This is a genomic window from Roseibium porphyridii, assembly GCF_026191725.2.
In the GTDB taxonomy this organism is placed as follows: Bacteria; Pseudomonadota; Alphaproteobacteria; order Rhizobiales; family Stappiaceae; genus Roseibium; species Roseibium porphyridii.
The window spans coordinates 4,921,567-4,938,254 of the sequence record NZ_CP120863.1 but is presented as its reverse complement, the minus strand read 5'-3'; the positions used below and the strand labels follow the sequence as shown (position 1 = coordinate 4,938,254).

At 55.5% G+C, this 16,688-nt stretch carries 21 protein-coding genes and 1 riboswitch; of the genes, 12 read left to right on the top strand and 9 right to left on the bottom strand.

Translation table 11 applies throughout. From position 1 onward, the window contains the following. Positions 1-3 precede the first annotated feature (3 nt). From rnhA to ispH, 3 genes are read right to left on the bottom strand one after another with little or no spacing between them, the layout of a single operon-like run. Positions 4-459, bottom strand: a complete 456-nt coding sequence (gene rnhA / locus K1718_RS22700) for a ribonuclease HI (RefSeq protein WP_265680744.1) — start codon at positions 457-459, stop codon at positions 4-6. Then, positions 456-1,421: a homoserine kinase gene (thrB, locus tag K1718_RS22695; protein ID WP_152503107.1), complete on the bottom strand. Its 966-nt coding sequence runs from the start codon at positions 1,419-1,421 to the stop codon at positions 456-458. Before thrB ends, rnhA begins: the two co-directional genes overlap by 4 nt. A gap of 4 nt (positions 1,422-1,425) precedes the next feature. Next, entirely contained in the window at positions 1,426-2,424 is a 999-nt protein-coding gene (ispH, locus tag K1718_RS22690) for a 4-hydroxy-3-methylbut-2-enyl diphosphate reductase (RefSeq protein ID WP_265680745.1), read from the bottom strand. Positions 2,425-2,615: 191 nt separating this feature from the next. Between ispH and K1718_RS22685 the strand changes: the two genes are divergently transcribed. The 8 genes from K1718_RS22685 (at position 2,616) to K1718_RS22650 (ending at position 10,099) form a co-directional block, all read left to right on the top strand. Beyond that, complete coding sequence (locus K1718_RS22685) at positions 2,616-3,200, top strand: hypothetical protein (RefSeq protein ID WP_209006684.1); 585 nt, start codon at positions 2,616-2,618, stop codon at positions 3,198-3,200. Positions 3,201-3,341: 141 nt separating this feature from the next. Then, positions 3,342-3,434, top strand: a riboswitch (glycine riboswitch). Positions 3,435-3,610: 176 nt separating this feature from the next. Next, positions 3,611-4,762, top strand: a complete 1,152-nt coding sequence (gcvT, locus tag K1718_RS22680) for a glycine cleavage system aminomethyltransferase GcvT (protein WP_265680746.1) — start codon at positions 3,611-3,613, stop codon at positions 4,760-4,762. Between the two features lie 27 nt (positions 4,763-4,789). After that, positions 4,790-5,161 carry a glycine cleavage system protein GcvH gene (gene gcvH / locus K1718_RS22675; protein ID WP_152503104.1) on the top strand — a complete coding sequence of 124 codons (372 nt, stop codon included), beginning with the start codon at positions 4,790-4,792 and terminating at the stop codon, positions 5,159-5,161. A 3-nt stretch (positions 5,162-5,164) separates the two neighbouring features. Next, the gene (locus K1718_RS22670) at positions 5,165-5,650 is read left to right on the top strand and encodes an OsmC family protein (RefSeq protein WP_265680747.1); all 486 of its coding nucleotides are present in this window, start codon (positions 5,165-5,167) and stop codon (positions 5,648-5,650) included. Between the two features lie 247 nt (positions 5,651-5,897). Next, the gene (gcvPA, locus tag K1718_RS22665) at positions 5,898-7,244 is read left to right on the top strand and encodes an aminomethyl-transferring glycine dehydrogenase subunit GcvPA (protein ID WP_265680748.1); all 1,347 of its coding nucleotides are present in this window, start codon (positions 5,898-5,900) and stop codon (positions 7,242-7,244) included. Next, positions 7,241-8,833: an aminomethyl-transferring glycine dehydrogenase subunit GcvPB gene (gcvPB, locus tag K1718_RS22660; protein ID WP_265680749.1), complete on the top strand. Its 1,593-nt coding sequence runs from the start codon at positions 7,241-7,243 to the stop codon at positions 8,831-8,833. The genes gcvPA and gcvPB overlap by 4 nt, the downstream gene beginning before the upstream one ends. Before the next feature lie 122 nt (positions 8,834-8,955). Further along, on the top strand, positions 8,956-9,423 hold the full coding sequence (locus K1718_RS22655; protein WP_265680750.1) for a MarR family winged helix-turn-helix transcriptional regulator: 468 nt from the start codon (positions 8,956-8,958) through the stop codon (positions 9,421-9,423). A 22-nt stretch (positions 9,424-9,445) separates the two neighbouring features. Beyond that, positions 9,446-10,099, top strand: a complete 654-nt coding sequence (locus K1718_RS22650) for a cysteine hydrolase family protein (RefSeq protein ID WP_265680751.1) — start codon at positions 9,446-9,448, stop codon at positions 10,097-10,099. 21 nt (positions 10,100-10,120) lie between these two features. Here the strand turns inward: K1718_RS22650 and K1718_RS22645 are convergent, their stop codons facing one another. Next, entirely contained in the window at positions 10,121-10,819 is a 699-nt protein-coding gene (locus K1718_RS22645) for a glutathione S-transferase family protein (RefSeq protein ID WP_265680752.1), read from the bottom strand. 95 nt (positions 10,820-10,914) lie between these two features. Between K1718_RS22645 and K1718_RS22640 the strand changes: the two genes are divergently transcribed. Together K1718_RS22640 and tyrS are read left to right on the top strand one after the other, a co-directional pair. Next, entirely contained in the window at positions 10,915-11,367 is a 453-nt protein-coding gene (locus K1718_RS22640) for a MarR family winged helix-turn-helix transcriptional regulator (protein WP_152503097.1), read from the top strand. Between the two features lie 222 nt (positions 11,368-11,589). Continuing rightward, positions 11,590-12,867 carry a tyrosine--tRNA ligase gene (gene tyrS, locus K1718_RS22635; RefSeq protein ID WP_265680753.1) on the top strand — a complete coding sequence of 426 codons (1,278 nt, stop codon included), beginning with the start codon at positions 11,590-11,592 and terminating at the stop codon, positions 12,865-12,867. Between the two features lie 5 nt (positions 12,868-12,872). Here the strand turns inward: tyrS and K1718_RS22630 are convergent, their stop codons facing one another. From K1718_RS22630 to K1718_RS22615, 4 genes are all read right to left on the bottom strand, one after another. Next, positions 12,873-13,433: a DUF4166 domain-containing protein gene (locus K1718_RS22630; protein ID WP_265680754.1), complete on the bottom strand. Its 561-nt coding sequence runs from the start codon at positions 13,431-13,433 to the stop codon at positions 12,873-12,875. 154 nt (positions 13,434-13,587) lie between these two features. Then, the gene (locus tag K1718_RS22625) at positions 13,588-13,791 is read right to left on the bottom strand and encodes a tautomerase family protein (RefSeq protein ID WP_265680755.1); all 204 of its coding nucleotides are present in this window, start codon (positions 13,789-13,791) and stop codon (positions 13,588-13,590) included. Between the two features lie 3 nt (positions 13,792-13,794). Continuing rightward, positions 13,795-14,181 carry a nuclear transport factor 2 family protein gene (locus K1718_RS22620; RefSeq protein WP_265680756.1) on the bottom strand — a complete coding sequence of 129 codons (387 nt, stop codon included), beginning with the start codon at positions 14,179-14,181 and terminating at the stop codon, positions 13,795-13,797. Then, complete coding sequence (locus K1718_RS22615) at positions 14,178-14,792, bottom strand: glutathione binding-like protein (RefSeq protein WP_265680757.1); 615 nt, start codon at positions 14,790-14,792, stop codon at positions 14,178-14,180. Before K1718_RS22615 ends, K1718_RS22620 begins: the two co-directional genes overlap by 4 nt. Before the next feature lie 211 nt (positions 14,793-15,003). On the opposite strand from K1718_RS22615, the gene K1718_RS22610 reads away from it, so the two are divergent. Then, positions 15,004-15,327 carry a winged helix-turn-helix transcriptional regulator gene (locus tag K1718_RS22610; protein WP_265680758.1) on the top strand — a complete coding sequence of 108 codons (324 nt, stop codon included), beginning with the start codon at positions 15,004-15,006 and terminating at the stop codon, positions 15,325-15,327. Between the two features lie 15 nt (positions 15,328-15,342). Next, entirely contained in the window at positions 15,343-16,059 is a 717-nt protein-coding gene (locus K1718_RS22605; protein ID WP_265680759.1) for an alpha/beta fold hydrolase, read from the top strand. Here K1718_RS22605 and K1718_RS22600 read toward each other — a convergent pair. Next, positions 16,056-16,667, bottom strand: a complete 612-nt coding sequence (locus K1718_RS22600; protein WP_265680760.1) for a TetR/AcrR family transcriptional regulator — start codon at positions 16,665-16,667, stop codon at positions 16,056-16,058. The two genes, K1718_RS22605 and K1718_RS22600, sit on opposite strands and share 4 nt — an antisense overlap. Positions 16,668-16,688 lie beyond the last annotated feature (21 nt).

Sequence of the window (16,688 nt, the reverse complement as noted above, 5' to 3'; positions counted from 1 at the left end):
TTGTTATTGGTCGCCGCTCTTATAAGGGGCCATGCCCCCGCGTGCCAGCTCATCGGCACGCTCATTGTCGGGGTGGCCGGCATGACCCTTCACCCAGTGCCAGGTGACGTCGTGCCGTTCTCTTGCTGTGTCGAGAGCTTGCCAGAGGTCCGCATTCTTCACTGGCTTGTTCGCGGCGGTTCGCCAATTCTTTCGTTTCCAGCCTTCAAGCCATTCTCGAATGCCACTGCGCACGTAGGTGCTGTCTGTGTAAAGGTCCACAGCGCAAGGGCGTTTTAGCGTGTTGAGCGCTTCGATTGCCGCCATCAGTTCCATGCGGTTGTTGGTGGTTTCCACTTCGCCGCCCTGCAGCTCACGTTCGTGTCCGCCGAAACGCAATATCGCTCCCCAGCCACCTGGTCCGGGGTTCCCGGAGCAGGCACCGTCGGTATAAATCGTAACGCGGTTCTCGGTGCTCATCTTTCCAGTCCATAAGCCTCGGTGGAACTGACCGTTTGGTGAAAACGCAGTTTCTTGACGTATTCCATCGGGTCTTTCGGTGTGACCAATGCACCCGGCGGGACGCTCAACCAGTCATAGAGCCGTGTGAGCAAAAAGCGCAGGGCTGCGCCTCGGCAGAGGATCGGTAACGCCTCATACTCTGCCTCGTTCAGTGGCCGAACGCCTGAGTAGCCTTTCAAAAGCGCCCTGGCCTTGGTCACATTGAAGGAGAGGTCCTGCTCGAAGCACCAGGCATTGAGACAGATGGCAATGTCGTAGGCGAAAGCGTCGTTGCAGGCGAAATAAAAGTCGATCAGACCCGAGAGCTCATCGCCCAGAAAAAAGACATTGTCAGGAAAAAGGTCAGCATGAATGACACCGCCTGGCAAATCCGAGGGCCATACCTTTTCAAGGTGTTCGAGTTCAGTGGATAGTTCCGCTGTCAGGCCCGGAAGAACGCTGTCGCTGCGGTCTCCGCATTGCTCGAACAAAGGGCGCCAGCCGCTCACATCCAGAGCGTTTTTTCTGAAGCCGTCATAGTCTCGACCGTCGATATGCAACTCGGCCATGGATTTGCCGAGTTCACCACAATGCTCAACGCGGGGCCGTTTGACCCACATGCCTTCCAGAAAGGTAACAAGCGCTGCCGGACGCTCGGCCAGTGTTCCCAACAGCTTGCCTGACTTCGAGGCAACTGGGGTCGGGCAGGACAAACCCTTTGCTGCCAGGTGTTGCAATAGGTTGAGGAAATAGGGGAGGTCATCCGGATTAACCCGCTTTTCGTAGAGGGTCAGAATAAAAGACGCCTTGTCCGTATGAACCAGGAAATTGCTGTTTTCGACGCCTTCCGCAATGCCCTTGAAGGAGAGCAAGCGCCCGACATCATACTGGCCGATGAAGTCGCTCAGCTCTTCATCGGTGACTTCGGTATATACGGCCATTGTCTTACCCGGTGGCTGCCTGGGCCGGGGCGATCATGTCCCGTAATTCCCGTGGCAGATTGAAGGAAATCGTCTCTTCCGCTGTATGAACGGTTTCAACGGTCACATCGAACCGTTCGGCGAAAGCAGTGATGATTTCCTCTACCAGAGTTTCGGGAGCTGATGCACCGGCCGTCAGGCCCAAAGTCCGAACGCCTTCGAAATCCTGCCATTGAATGTCGCTTGCACGCTGGATTAGCACGGAAATCTTGCAGCCTGAACGCTCTGCGACCTCACGCAGCCGCTGCGAATTGGAAGAGTTCGGCGCTCCGACAACAATCATTGCATCCACTTTTGGCGCAACATGTTTGACGGCTTCCTGCCGATTGGTCGTCGCGTAGCAAATGTCTTCCTTATGCGGAGCCACGATATCGGGGAATCGCTGCTGCAGCACCGCAACGATGCCGGCAGTGTCATCGACCGAAAGCGTCGTCTGGGTAATGTAAGCAAGAGGCCGGTCGCTTTTGGGCACATAGGCGTGGGCGTCATCTTCGGTCTCGATCAGGGTGACCGTGCCATCCGGCAATTGACCCATGGTTCCGATCACTTCAGGGTGGCCCGCGTGACCGATCAGGAGAACCTCGCGGTCACGGCGGAAATGGATTTCCGCTTCCTTGTGCACCTTTGAAACCAGCGGGCAGGTGGCGTCGAGATAGAACATTTTCCGCGCCTGGGCATCCTCAGGAACGGACTTGGGCACACCATGCGCTGAAAATATAACCGGTCTGTCGCTGTGTTCTGCAGGAATTTCCTCCAGCTCTTCAACGAAGACTGCTCCCTTTGCCTTCAGTCCGTCCACCACGAATTTGTTATGAACAATTTCGTGACGAACATAGACCGGCCGACCGTATTTCGTCAGTGCCAGTTCCACGATCTGGATGGCCCGGTCGACGCCTGCGCAAAAGCCGCGCGGAGCACAAAGCTGAAGGCTGAGAGGCTGTTTTTCCTGTTTGGTCTCGGTCATGGTCCACTTTCGACAAACCCATATGGCCGCAATAAGGGCTTCGCCTCCCTCCCTGTCAAGGGAGGTGCGCTCAAGTGCGCATAATTTCGGCCATAATCTCCTGCTTCATGCATTGTCGCCATCAAGTCTCGCCAAGCATTGCGGGACCTGCTAATAAGCCCCGCCAAGTCGCGTTGCATTCGAATGGGAAAATGATGATCAGAACGTTTCGAGCCGTGTCCGCCACCAAGATTAAGCTTGCCTTCGGGGCGGGCCTGTGTGCCGTGGTTTTGAGTGGATGCGGTGGAGCGGACAGCGTTGCTGGAAAAGTGATTTCAGGTGGCCGTGAGCCGATTGAAGTGTCGCCGGAAACGTTTGCTCCGCCTGTGCCATGCCCGCCGATGCAGCTGAAACCCAACACGTACCTGATCATGAACTATGTGCGTGGCAAGCAGGACGAGCGTTCGGGTTTGCGGTATCAGGCAACTGTCGAAGACTGGGCTGTGACCTGCACAAGTGAAGCAGATGGCGGGCGTCGCATGAAGCTCGGCTTCTCAGGCGATGTGACACCAGGACCCGCATGGCAAGGCGGAGATATTGTGCTTCCACTGCGGGTCGCTGTTGTCCCCGGCGGAGAGGACGAGAAACCGCTGAGCTCCGAAATCCTCAAGATCCCGGTTTCGATCGCAGCTGGAGCACCTGCCGAAACCTGGACCCTGATTGAAAACAAATTCACGATACCGGCCGGTGCGAGCGTCAAGGTTGTCTTCGGCTTTGATGAAGGCCGCCGCCGCTAGAGGACCTCTTTCGAAGGATAAAAAATAGATTTTGCACGGGCAAACAACAGTTGCGACACGTCGCATATTGACAAGACTTTGTCCGGCTCGCACAATCGCGCCCTAATCAGGGTCGTCCCCTGATTGGCGTGGTATCACGCTTAAGCTTATGCGGGAGAGGCCGGACGAAAAGATGCCGGCGCCGAAGGAGCAACCGCCCCGGAAACTCTCAGGCAAAAGGACCGCCTAGGCTAAAACGCTCTGGAAAGCAGTGATCCGTTCAAGCGGACTGCTCACCGAAGGAGTAACCGCTCCGCCGCCTCAGGTGGTCAGCGGGAAATCTCTCAGGTACTCGGACAGAGGGGGTGCAGACAAACCAATGCCTGTGACGGGCGGTTTGAGACTGCGCAACCCCGAACTCGAGGACCGTTATGGCGGAACCCGTTGCAGAGACCGATCTGAAACAAACGCCTCTTCACGACCTTCATGTGGAACTTGGTGCGCGTATGGTACCCTTTGCGGGTTATTCCATGCCTGTGCAATTCAAGGCCGGCATTATGGCCGAACATCAACAAACCCGTTCTAGGGCCGGCTTGTTCGATGTGTCCCATATGGGTCAGGCGTTTCTGATTGGACCCGATCATGAAACCACCGCGCGCGCGCTGGAAGCATTAACCCCGTCGAACTTTGTCGAACTTGGGCTCGGTCGTCAGCGGTACACCGTTCTGTTGAACGACAACGGCGGAATTATCGACGACCTGATGGTTACCCGCTCAATATCGGCTGACGATGACGGTCGGCTCATGCTGGTTGTCAACGCCGCGCGCAAGGATGTCGACTACGCCCATTTTCGTGCCAGACTTCCGGAAAATGTCAGGCTTGAAGTGGTCGAGGACCGCGCATTGATCGCCGTGCAGGGGCCGGAAGCCGTTGCTGCAGTCGCTGCACACGCGCCCAAAGCGGCAGAGCTTGCTTTCATGAGCGCATCCTCCATGGAATTTGACGGTATCGACTGTCACATCGCCCGTGCCGGGTATACCGGCGAGGACGGCGTCGAAATGTCCGTTCCCGCGGGTGCAGCCGAAGCAATTGCCCGCGCACTTCTGGCAGATGACAGGGTCGAGCCCATCGGGCTTGGTGCACGTGACAGTTTGCGTCTTGAGGCAGGCCTTTGCCTTTATGGCCACGATATTGATGAAACAACCTCTCCGGTGGAAGGCAATATCACGTTCTGCATGCAGAAACGCCGCCGCGAGGAAGGTGGATTTCCAGGAGCGGCGCGCATCCAGGCCGAACTTCGTGACGGGTCAGACCGGGTTCGTGTCGGATTGCGGCTCGATGGAAAAGCTCCGGCCCGAGAAGGTGCTGAAATAGCATTGCCCGGAGCAGATGTGATCGGAACCGTGACTTCGGGTGGTTTCGCGCCGACCGTCGGCGCTCCGATTGCCATGGGCTTTGTACCGCGCGCGCAGGCTGAAACGGGAACGCAGCTTGAACTCATCGTGCGGGGGCGTCGCTTGCCTGCCACTGTTGCTGACATGCCATTTGTGCCCAACCGCTATTACCGCAAACCAAAATCCTAAAAAAGCTCCAGAGAACGGACGAGAATTATGACCACTTACTACTCCAAAGATCACGAATGGATTGCCGTGGATGGCGATGTCGCCACCGTTGGCATCACGTCCTATGCCCAGGAACAGCTTGGCGACGTTGTCTTTGTCGAACTGCCGGAAGCAGGCAAGACGTTGTCTCAAGGCGACGAGGCCGCCGTGGTTGAATCTGTAAAGGCCGCAAGTGAGGTATACGCACCGATCGATGGTGAAATTGTTGAAGCGAACGACGCGCTTGCAGACGAACCTGCCAAGGTCAACGAGGATCCCGAAGGCGCTGCATGGTTTTTGAAGATGAAGGTCGGCAATGCGGACCAGCTGAGCGAACTTATGGACGAGGCAGCCTACAAGGCATTCGTGGAGACACTGTAATTCATGGCGGGGCACCACTATTCAGCTAAGATTGAATGGGCATGTGACGGTGACTACGCCGCCAATGCCTATTCTCGTGGGCATATCTGGCGTTTTGACGGGGGACTGGAAGTCCCGGCAAGTGCATCGCCCACGATAGTGCCCCTGCCGCATTCCATAGAAGGGGCCGTTGACCCGGAAGAAGCCCTGGTGGCTGCCATTTCGTCTTGTCACATGATGTCGTTTCTGGACCTTGCCCGCAGGGCAGGTTTCAACGTTGCGAGCTACCGAGACGACGCGCGCGGTGAAATGAACCGTGTGGCCAGAGGCAAGATGGCGATTACCAAAGTGGTTCTGAAGCCGGAAATCAACTTGGTTGCCGCGGAAGCCCCGGATCCGACCTGGCTTACGGATCTCCACGAAAAGGCGCATGACATCTGTTTCATCGCTAATTCCGTGAAATGCGAAATCGTGGTGGAGCCCGGGCCCCTTCGCCTGACGGCGCCATGACAACGCGGCGAATGGCCAATGAAGCTCAACGTGCTGGCACAAGCTGTACGAGTGAGGCAAGGGTCGATCGCCTTTAGACCGGTAAAATGCGGCGATGACGGAACTGACCTGAAACGCTGCATGAACCGTAGAAATTGAACCGCTCTGCCGACGAGTGGAAGCGGCTAGCTGAACAGCTGGCCGGACAGGTTCGGAGCAGGATCCGGACATCGTTTGCAGGGTCTGACAACTCTTTGGGAGCTGCCTGATGCGCTATTTGCCATTAAGCAATACCGACCGTGGTGACATGCTTGCACGGATCGGTGTCAATTCGATTGACGACCTGTTTGCCGATATACCGGAAAACGTTCGTCTGGAAGGCCTCCTGGACCTTCCGAAACGCGCAAGCGAAATGCAGGTTGAGCGCAAGCTCTCTGCAATGGCTGAAAAAAACACCTCGGCTGGATCGGTGCCGTTTTTCGTTGGGGCAGGGGCTTACAAACACCATGTTCCTGCGACAGTTGATCATCTGATTCAGCGGTCTGAATTTCTGACGTCCTATACGCCCTACCAGCCGGAAATCACCCAGGGCACTTTGCAGTATCTGTTTGAGTTTCAGACACAGGTTGCCCGGCTGACTGCGATGGATGTTGCAAACGCGTCCATGTATGACGGTTCAACCGGCACCGGTGAAGCTGTCCTGATGGCCCACAGGGTCACGAAGCGCAACAAGGCGGTGCTTTCAGGTGGCCTCCATCCGCAATATCGCGAAGTCGTCGAAGGCTTGTCGAACATGTCGGGTGACAGGGTTGTCAGTCTACCAGCCGATCCTATGGGAACTGAAGATATCCTCTCCCAGATTGATGACGAGACATCCTGTGTTGTTGTTCAGTCACCCTCATTCTACGGCCAGCTGATCGACCTGAAGCCGATTGCTGAAAAGGCCCATCAGCACAAGGCCTTGCTGATTGCAGTCTTCACTGAAGTGGTTTCGCTTGGGTTGATCGAACCCCCTGGAACGCAAGGTGCGGACATTGTCGTGGGCGAAGGTCAATCGATTGGCAACGGTCTCAATTTCGGCGGGCCTTATGTTGGCCTCTTTGCCACACGCCAGAAGTATGTTCGCCAGATGCCGGGCCGTCTATGCGGTGAAACTGTCGACGCTGAGGGCAAGCGTGGTTTTGTGCTGACGCTTTCAACGCGTGAGCAGCACATTCGTCGTGACAAGGCAACATCCAACATCTGCACCAACTCCGGACTTTGCTGTCTGGCCTTCACCATTCACATGGCGTTGCTTGGGCAGGCGGGACTGACGAAGCTGGCGAGGATTAACCACGGCAATGCTGTAAGGCTCAGAAAATTGCTCAGCGCCGTACCCGGTGTTGAAGTGCTGAATGCGGCCTATTTCAACGAATTCACTCTGTCTTTGCCCAAAGTTGCCGAAGACGTTGTTGAGCAACTCGCCGAACGCGGTGTCCTTGCAGGTCTGCCGGTGTCGCGCCTCGAACCTGAGAACAAGGACTTGGCCAATCTACTGGTCGTTGCTTCGACTGAAGTCAACACGGATGAAGACCGGGCTGCCTTCGCAGCCGCGCTGAAGGAGGTGCTGGCATGAGCATGAATACGCAAGGACGCCCCACCGCACCAGGCGAGGCAGGAGAAAGTTTCCGGCCGAAGACTTTCACAGGAAACCGCGCGCTCGATATGGAAGAGCCGCTGCTCTTCGAATTCGGGTCACTTGAAACGACCGGCGTCGATCTTGACGAGGAAGACGGGATCGAGTTTGAACTCGGCGCGTTTGAACGCAAGGCGGACATTGGTCTGGCCGGCCTCGCCGAGCCGGAAGCCATGCGCCATTATGTTCGCCTGTCGCGCAACAACTACGCAATCGACAGCGGTCTTTATCCGCTCGGCTCTTGCACGATGAAGCACAATCCACGGCTTAACGAGAAGATGGCCAGGCTGCCGGGCTTCTCCGACATCCATCCGCTACAGCCCGTTTCATCTGTTCCGGGTGCGCTGGAACTGATCGACGAGCTCGCCCACTGGCTGATGGTCTCGACGGGGACACATGCAGTGGCCATGAGCCCCAAGGCGGGTGCACATGGTGAACTCTGCGGCATGATGGCGATCAAGGCTGCACATACGGCTGCTGGGCGGGATCCCAAGATCGTGCTCGTGCCGGAAAGCGCCCACGGCACCAATCCGGCGACCGCTGCCCTTCTTGGGTTCAAGGTCGTTTCCATCGACGCCAAGGAGGATGGCACCGTTGACCTGGCAACCTTGAAAAACACCATTGCCGAGCACGCAGACAACATTGCCGGGATCATGCTGACCAATCCGAATACCTGCGGATTGTTCGAACGGGACGTGAAGGAAATTGCCGACCTGATCCACGACGCAGGTGGCTTCTTCTACTGTGATGGCGCCAACTTCAACGCCATTGTCGGCAAGGCACGCCCGGGGGACCTCGGTGTTGATGCCATGCATATCAACCTGCACAAGACCTTTTCAACGCCCCATGGCGGTGGTGGTCCAGGGTCCGGTCCGGTTGTGCTGTCGGATCGCCTGGCGCCCTACGCACCGCTTCCCTTCATCCGAAAGTCCGATGCCGGTCTTGAATTGGTTGAGACGAATGCGGCAACGTCAGACGACGAGCAACCTTTTGGTCGCATGACAGCGTTTCATGGGCAGATGGGCATGTATGTCCGGGCGCTGTCCTACATGATGAGTCATGGTTCTGATGGCCTGAAACAGGCTTCGGAGGATGCGGTCCTGAATGCCAACTATATCCGTGTCGGCCTTCAGGATCTGATGAGCCTTCCGTTTGGTGTCCGCCCCTGCATGCATGAAGTGCTCTTCGATGACAGTTTCCTGAAGGACAGCGGAGTGACCACGCTCGATTTTGCCAAGGCAATGATTGACGAGGGTTATCATCCGATGACCATGTATTTCCCGCTGGTCGTCCATGGTGCAATGCTGATCGAACCGACGGAATCTGAAAGCCGGGCGTCGCTCGATCTGTTTGTCGCGACTATGCGTGACCTGGTCATGAGTGCGCAGCGCGGCGAGACGGAGCGGTTCTCAGGAGCCCCGTATCTTGCTCCACGTCGCCGTCTTGATGAAACCGGTGCTGCCCGCAAGCCGGTCCTGAAATGGACCGAACCGGAACCTGCCCAAGTGACGCCAGAAGCTGCTGAATAAGCTGCACTTTCAGGTTTCCAAAACTGAGAACCCCGGCTTTTCGCCGGGGTTTTTGCTTGTTTGAACTTCCCTATTGACAAATAGTCTGTCAAAATGACAATATTGTTGTCAAAGAGAGTTTCATGGATAAATCAACCGAACTTTATGAGATCATCCGTTTGATCCGTCCGGTGCACAGACGCCTGGCGCGCGCCGTGGAGGCAAAGCTTCAAGGCACGGATGTAACAGTCGGCATGCGTGCCGTATTGGAAGTGCTTCAGGAGGCAGGTCCGCTTTCGGTCCCCGAAGTTGCCAGAACGCTCTTCCTTGCCCGCCAGCAGATCCAGTTGCTGATGTACGCGCTGGAAGATCAGCATCTGGTAGAGCGAAAACCCAATCCGGCGCACAAGCGCTCACCGCTTTTTGCCCTGACCGAGGCAGGTGAAACGGTTTTTGGTGATATCCGCACAAGGGAGAACAATGAGATCAACGCGGTCTGCGAGCTGTTCTCCGCAGAGGATCTTCAATCCTCCCAACGGGTTCTTTGCGCCATGCTCGATCATTTTGCCGAGTTCGAGGACGATCCGGATCGGCCCAAAGCGCTTGAATGAAACGACATCAAGGAGGTCCATCATGTCCCTAGTATTGAGTATCGTCGGATTTGTGATCGTCGGTCTTCTGGGGCTCTTTTTCTATTTCGCCTATTTTGTCCGCAAGCTGGGAACACCGACCAAGGGGGCCAGGATCGATAAACGTGTCCGGCCGAACGAAGCTTTGGTTGTTATCGACGTGCAGGAAGATTTCACCCGCAACACTGGCAAGACTGCATTCGATCCAGAAGTGCGCGACGCCGCACTTGATGAAATCAACAGGATGATTTCTGTCGCGCGTTCGTCCGGTCACGAAGTGGTGTTTGTCAGGAACGTGTTTCGGGACTGGCCCGTCATCCAACTGATGAAACTGGTCGCAAACGGCATTGGAACGCCTGGCCGGGAAGGGCTGAAATTCGATCGCAATCTTGAAATTCGCGATGCGCCTGTTTTTGAAAAATCTATCGGTGACACGTTTTCGAACCCGGATTTCGAGAGCTTTCTTGCAAGGCGTGAAATCGGCCGATTGACACTTGTCGGTCTCGACGCTTGTCATTGCGTCCAGCTAACGGCCAAGGGAGCACTGTCTCGAGGCTATGACGTTGAAATCCGCGAACCGGCAACTTTGACCGCAACGCCGGCCAAATGGACATCCCTGAAGCAGGACCTCACCAAGGCTGGAGCTGCGATCGCCTGAAAGGCGGGTTGAAAGTTAGAGTTATGCTGTTGCCGGTGCCGTGCTTTCGAACCGGTTCAGGAGGCGGGACAGCCAACTGTCCCGCCTGCGCAGAAATACTTTGAGATCGTCCTGATATGTTCCGGCAACGGCGGCCATCACTGAGGGGCGTTCGGCCAAGTGTCGTCGCCACTTCCCTGTCTTTTTCAGACTGTCCAGGACTTTGAGATCCACAAAGTCATCAAGGACGTCAAAATATCTGAAAACCGGCGCGAAGGCCGCGTCGACCAGAGAAAACGACCCGCCCGCAAAAAAGGGTCCCCTGAGGTCGATTTGATCTTCCAGATGACAGAATTTCGCCCGTAGAGCCTCTTTAGCGGATTCGAAATCCTGTTCATGTTTCGCGTTGTAGAGCGAACCGATGCCGTTCAGGATCTGTGAGGCAAACTCAACATAGGCCCGATGCCTGGCGCGTTCGACCGGCCCTTCAGGGTGAAGTTTGCCCGGTTGGGTTTCGTCCAGATATTCAACGATTGGAGCGGACTCAAAGAGATAGTGTCCCTCTTCGGTCTTAAGCAGAGGCACCTTTCCAAGCGGTGAGGCCTTTTGAAACCAGTCAGGTTTGTTTGCCAGGTCAATGTAAATCCGATCGAACGGAATGGATTTTTCCGAAAGAACAATGGCCGCCCGCTGAACGTAGGGGCAGAGGGTATGGCTGATGAGAGTTTGAACTTCGATCATGTGATGCTCCAATTTCATGCAGTTGCATATAAGTAAATGCAAGTGCATGAAAATTCAAGATTGATGCATCTGCATTTAAATTGCATTGTCGGACCATGACCAAGAGATCAGAAGAGTTGCCGAACGAAGTGGCGATAAACGCATGGGCACGGCTACATCGTACAAGCAGTACGGCCCTCGAACGCGTCGAAGACAGATTGAAAAAATCGGGTCACCCGCCGCTTTCCTGGTACGATGTGCTGCTTGAACTGCGGCGGGCCAAGGGACAGGGATTGCGTCTGATCGAGATTGAAAAACGCACCTTGCTTGCCCAGTACAACGCCTCACGGCTTGTCGACAGGATCGTTGCAGCCGGTTACGCGGAGAAGCGGAAAGCGCAGGAAGATGGGCGGGGCGTTCTGGTCTATCTGACGTCAGCAGGTGGAAACCTGCTTGATGAAATGTGGCCGACCTACCAAACCGCGATCCAAGAGGATTTCGCCGACAGGTTGACCGAAAGGGACATCGAAACGCTCTTCAAGATCCTCGCAAAACTTTTACCCGACTGAGACGGTTAGCGGATAAGCCACTTGACTCATCCTTCGTCATCTTGCATCAAGCTCTCATGATCAAGACCAGCGCATCCTTTGTGTATTTTTATTACGTCACCGACATACCGGCGGCTGCGTAGGATCTTGCTCACAACATAGACACCTCAAAAGCCGCCGCGTCAGGCGGCTTTTTGGTTTCTAGGACCCAAGCTTCCTGGCGGGGGAACCAGGAAGCGAACTATGACCAAACATATGATCGAAGCCGGGAAACCTGCTTCAAAACTCAAATCGGAAGCGCTCGCAGTGCTTCTTGAGCGTGGGCTCGTGCATCAGTGCACGGACATCGAAGCCCTCGACAACACCCTGTCGCAGGGGCCGATTACTGCGTACGCTGGTTTCGATGCGACCGCGGCCAGCCTCCATGTCGGGCATTTGATGCCGCTCATGACAATGCGTTGGCTGCAGAAACTCGGACATCGCCCGATCATCGTTCTTGGCGGAGGCACAAGCCAGGTTGGAGATCCGAGCTTCCGCAAGGACGCAAGGCCGATGCTCGAAGAACGCCAGATCGCGGCGAACATCGCCTCCATCCGTCGTTCGGTCGAAAGGCTGGTCGACATGGAAGGTGCAGATGGGGCTCTGTTGGTCGACAATGCGAAGTGGCTGAACGAATTTCGCTTCCTGGAATTCCTCCGCGACTATGGCTCTCAGTTCACGGTCAATCGGATGATGACGTTCGACAGCGTCAAATCCCGGCTTGAAGCACAAATGCCGCTGACGGTTCTGGAGTTCTGCTACATGATGCTGCAGGCCGTTGATTTTCTTGAGTTATCCAAACGTCACGAATGCCGTCTACAGGTTGGAGGGTCCGATCAGTGGGGCAACATTGTCAATGGCGTCGAGCTGGGGCGTCGCGATGGCCGCAAGCTTCATGGACTGACCGTACCGCTTCTGACAACGGCAAGCGGGTCCAAGATGGGCAAGACTGCAGCCGGTGCGGTTTGGCTTCATCCAGAGCACCTGTCGCCCTTCGGGTTCTGGCAATTCTGGCGCAACACGGCTGACGCAGATGTCGGCAAGTTCCTGCGTCTTTTCACCGAATTGCCGATCAAAGAAGTCGAGCGTTTGTCAGAGTTGCAGGGCGCTGAGCTGAACGAAGCAAAGAAGATACTTGCCACTCAGGTAACGACAATTGTGCACGGCCCGGAAGAAGCGCTGGGTGCTCTGCGGCAGGGGGATGCGCTTTTCGCGGGCGAGGGCGATATTTTGGAGCCGACCCACAAGTTGCCGCTCTCCCGATTGGCTGAGGGACTCGGCCTTTTGGAACTGGTCGTTGCCCTGGGGTTTGCCGGATCGAACGGTGAGGCCAGGCGGTTGGTCGAAGGAGGGGCGGTGCGTCTCAACAATCACATTGTCGATGATGCGCGCCGCCGTATCGGAACGGGCGACCTGGGTGCAAATGAGCGTTTGTCCCTTTCGGTCGGCAAACGGCGCAAGGCTCTGGTGGAGTTTGACTGAACCTTTCAGGCTTTCCCGGTTTCGTCCAGAAGCACGGAGGGCTCAAGCCAGCCCGTATACCCAAAGACCTTCCCGACAATTGGGAAGGTCACCTCGACGAAAAACGAGTACTTACCGTTTTTGACCCGCTCACGGCCAATCGCCTTGGGGGAAAGCCACAGGGGAATGGATAGCGGTCCGAGATAGACTTTTTCCGGTGTCAGGTCGATACCGTCCGGTGTTGCGATGACGCGCATCTTGAACAAGAACGGGCCAAGGCGTTCTTCCATGCAGGGAAAGTTGTCCCGCTTGCCGACCATCATATCTGTTTGAAACGGTTGTTTGCCAAAGACGCGCGTCCATCTTTCACCTCCTTCAATGGGGGCAAAGTGTGTTTCAACGGCGACGCCCTTCCGCGCCTCCGGGAGCCTGGCGAGATAGCAGATCAGTCCGGCAACCGCTGAGCGGCCGCGTGTCACATCGGCAGAACCGGTCGCCACACGGGCAAAGCTGTGCATCCTTCGGATTTCGGGTGGTACCTGATCGAAGTCGGCACCAAGAATTGTCTGGTACAGCGTGCGAGTCATGGGAAGGTCTTGACGGCAAATTGGCACATTGGTTGAGATGCTGAAGTGCTACAGCCTTGGGATGAACTATGCCAGACCTGTTTTGATGAATGTGTCTCAGACAGTTCGCAAATGGCAATGAAGCCGGAACAGGCCCGGCTTCATTGATCTATCGTTATGTCCGCCTCGCGCGGTACTCTTTCACTGGCAACCCACCAATGCCCCAGTTTTCCATTTCGACTTCCTCAATCACCACGAAGGTTGTCGAGGGACTTTTGCCCAGGACGTCGACCAGCAGATCCGTTGTACCCTTGATGAGTTTTGCCTTCTGATCAGGTGAAACCCCTTCGCGGGTGACTTGAATATTGACATAGGGCATCGATCACCTGGCTCCTTCTTCACGGGCTTTGATCTGGAAAATTTTTGCCATGATCTTCCAAGTGCCTTGATCCCGGACAAGGGTCAGTAGATCCACGAAATCCTTGTCGCCAATAGAACAGCGAACACGCGCGAACGCTGTGTTGTCTCCTGCCAGCTGGATCTCGTCCACGACATCATTGCGCCTTTCGCCACGCGATGCAGGCGACTGTCGCCGGGCGACCACAGGGACGTAGTCGTTCATGGTCCTATAGAGCAGGGGTGTTTCATCCGCCGTTGCGTAGATGGCCCTTGGATGAAATACTTTTTGCAGCAACGCGGTGTCGCAAAAGTAAAGCGCATCGAAATACTCGGAAAGAACCGATTTGATGGTGCTGGTTGGGTCGCTCATGCTGCAAGGCCCTCTTCCTCGAGCGTCCTTTGTGCAGCTGGCCGCGCTTTAATCCGAGCAATATAGTCAACGATTGCCGGCCATTCGCTCAGAGAGACACCGATGAAGTTGCTCCAATTCAGGATGACAAAGGCATAGGCGTCGACAACCGAGAAGGCGTCGCCCAACAGATAGCGACCACCACCGTCGAGCAGATTGTCAAAATCTGATAGTTTGGCGTTCAACTTGTCGAGATTTTCCCGGGTCTGCGCTTCTGAAAAGTCCTTGCCGGAAAAGTAGGGACCGAAGGCCTTGTGCAGTTCCGAGGACAGGAAGCTCAAGAGTTCCAGCTGCCGAAAACGGTCCAGAGGATTTCCGGCACTGTCTGATGAGAGTTCCGGAAAATTTTCTCCAATCCAATGTAGAACGGAAACATTCTCGGTCAGCACATAGCCGTTTTCAAATTCCAGGGCAGGCACATAGCCCCGAGGGTTGGTCTCGGAAAAGGAAGCGCCGCTTTCCGTAAGACCGGCTTCTGTGTCGACCTTTTCAAGACTGTAGTTTGCATTGGCTTCATTCAAGAGCAGGTGTGCGGCCATGGAACAAGCGCCGGGTTTATAAAAGAGTTTCATGTTTCAGGTTCCCATATTGCGGTTTGGAGGCCCAGAAAGTGTGAGATCTGATATCTATTGACAAGTAGGTTTCTATTGGTAACTTGAATTTTCGAGTTACCGCCGGGAAACCTGATTTCGCCGACGTGACTTGGAAACCAGGGCAAGTGAAAGAGATGTCATGCCGTTGAAAATGCGCAAGAATCAGAGCCCGAAGCCGCCAGAACCCTGCATGTTGACTGAGTGTATGCAAGTGATTGCCGGGGCATGGGCGCCGAACGTGATCTGGAGCCTGCGTGCGGGACCGAGACGCTTCAACGAGTTGAAAAGTGATATTCCCCCAGTCTCTTCCAAGGTCTTATCTGCACGCTTGTCTGAACTGGAAAGCCGGGGTGTTTTGCTCCGCCACGTGCGCCCGACGTCACCGCCGTCCGTCGAATATGAGCTGACCGACCTCGGTCTGGAGCTCATTCCAGCTCTTGAAGCGATTGTGCAGGTGGGGCACAAACTCAAACAGTTGCAGGGGTATCAGTTTGAGCAAGACGCGGCTGAATAGACCCGGGATAGCCTTATGACTTCCAGAACATATGTTTTTGTGCACGGCGTCTGGCATGGCGGTTGGTGCTGGTTTCGCGTTGCAGACATTCTGCGTGAGCGTGGCCACAGCGTCAGCGCACCGACCCAAACAGGTCTGGGTGAAAGAGCACATCTTTTGTCCAAGGACATAACCATCCGGACTTTCGTTGAGGACATTGTCGCGCATCTTCAGTTCGAGGATTTGAGAGACGTTGTTCTGGTCGGTCACAGTTTCGGAGGAATTCCAATTACCGGCGTTGCCGATCTTCTTCCGGACAGGATCGCAAAACTTGTCTATCTTGACGCGATCATGCTGAATTCAGGTGAAACCTGGATGGACCTGTTGCCTGAGGATATGGCGCGTGACCGCACGGATTTGGCCAATCAAACCAGTGGAGGTTTGAGCCTGCCTCCAGCTCCTCCCGAGAGTTTTGGCGTGATACGCCCGCAAGATGTGGCCTTTCTCCAGTCAAGGCTGACCCCGCATCCGTTTCGAACTTTCACAACCGCGCTGAACCTGAACAATCCGATCGGCAACGGCATTCCGGCCGCATATATCGAATGCACTGATCCACCGTATCGACCGGCGAAAGTGGCCCTGGAACGGGCGCAAGGCTTTGGATGGCCTGTGACCCGGATTGCATCCGGCCACGATGCGATGGTGACAGAGCCATTGGCTTTGGCGGATATTCTGGAGAATGATCTACCCTAAGCCTCCCGCAAGGCGGCAGCCAGCATATTCGCCTGGGTGTGCAGCACTGTTCTGCTTGCGTTTTGTCCCCTGACGATCATTCTCCAATAAAGAGGCGCTGGTAGGGTATCCAAGATCAGGTCCCGATCGACGGTTTGACCAAGCTCGCCCCGCGAAACGGCCCGGTCGATCAGATCTTGAAATCGTGCGCGCCGTTCTGCTGCAAGATGATCAAGTATGGACGTTATCTCGCCTCCACGAGCGCGCTCTGCTTCAAGGTCAGGAAGGATTCTCCTTACAAGCGGATGTCTCAAGACGCGTCTGAGATTAAGCAGAAAAGCCAGGACATCTTCCTGCAGTGATCCGCAATCCGGGGTTTCCACCAAGGGAATTGCGGTCTCCTTGATTGCATCGCTACAAAACAAGAGCTTTGAAGGCCAACGTCGATAGATAGCCGCTTTGCCGGCCTGCGCACGCGACGCGACCCTTTCCAGGCTGATGGCCGCATATCCTCGTTCCGCCCATTCTTCGAACAATGCTCTGTAGAGAGCCTGAGTCAGCTCGGGCCTTTTCAACGCTGCACCGGCAGGTTTTCGTGATTTTTTTTCGTTGATACGGTTGCGTTCCATTGAAACTCTCCTAAATAGGAT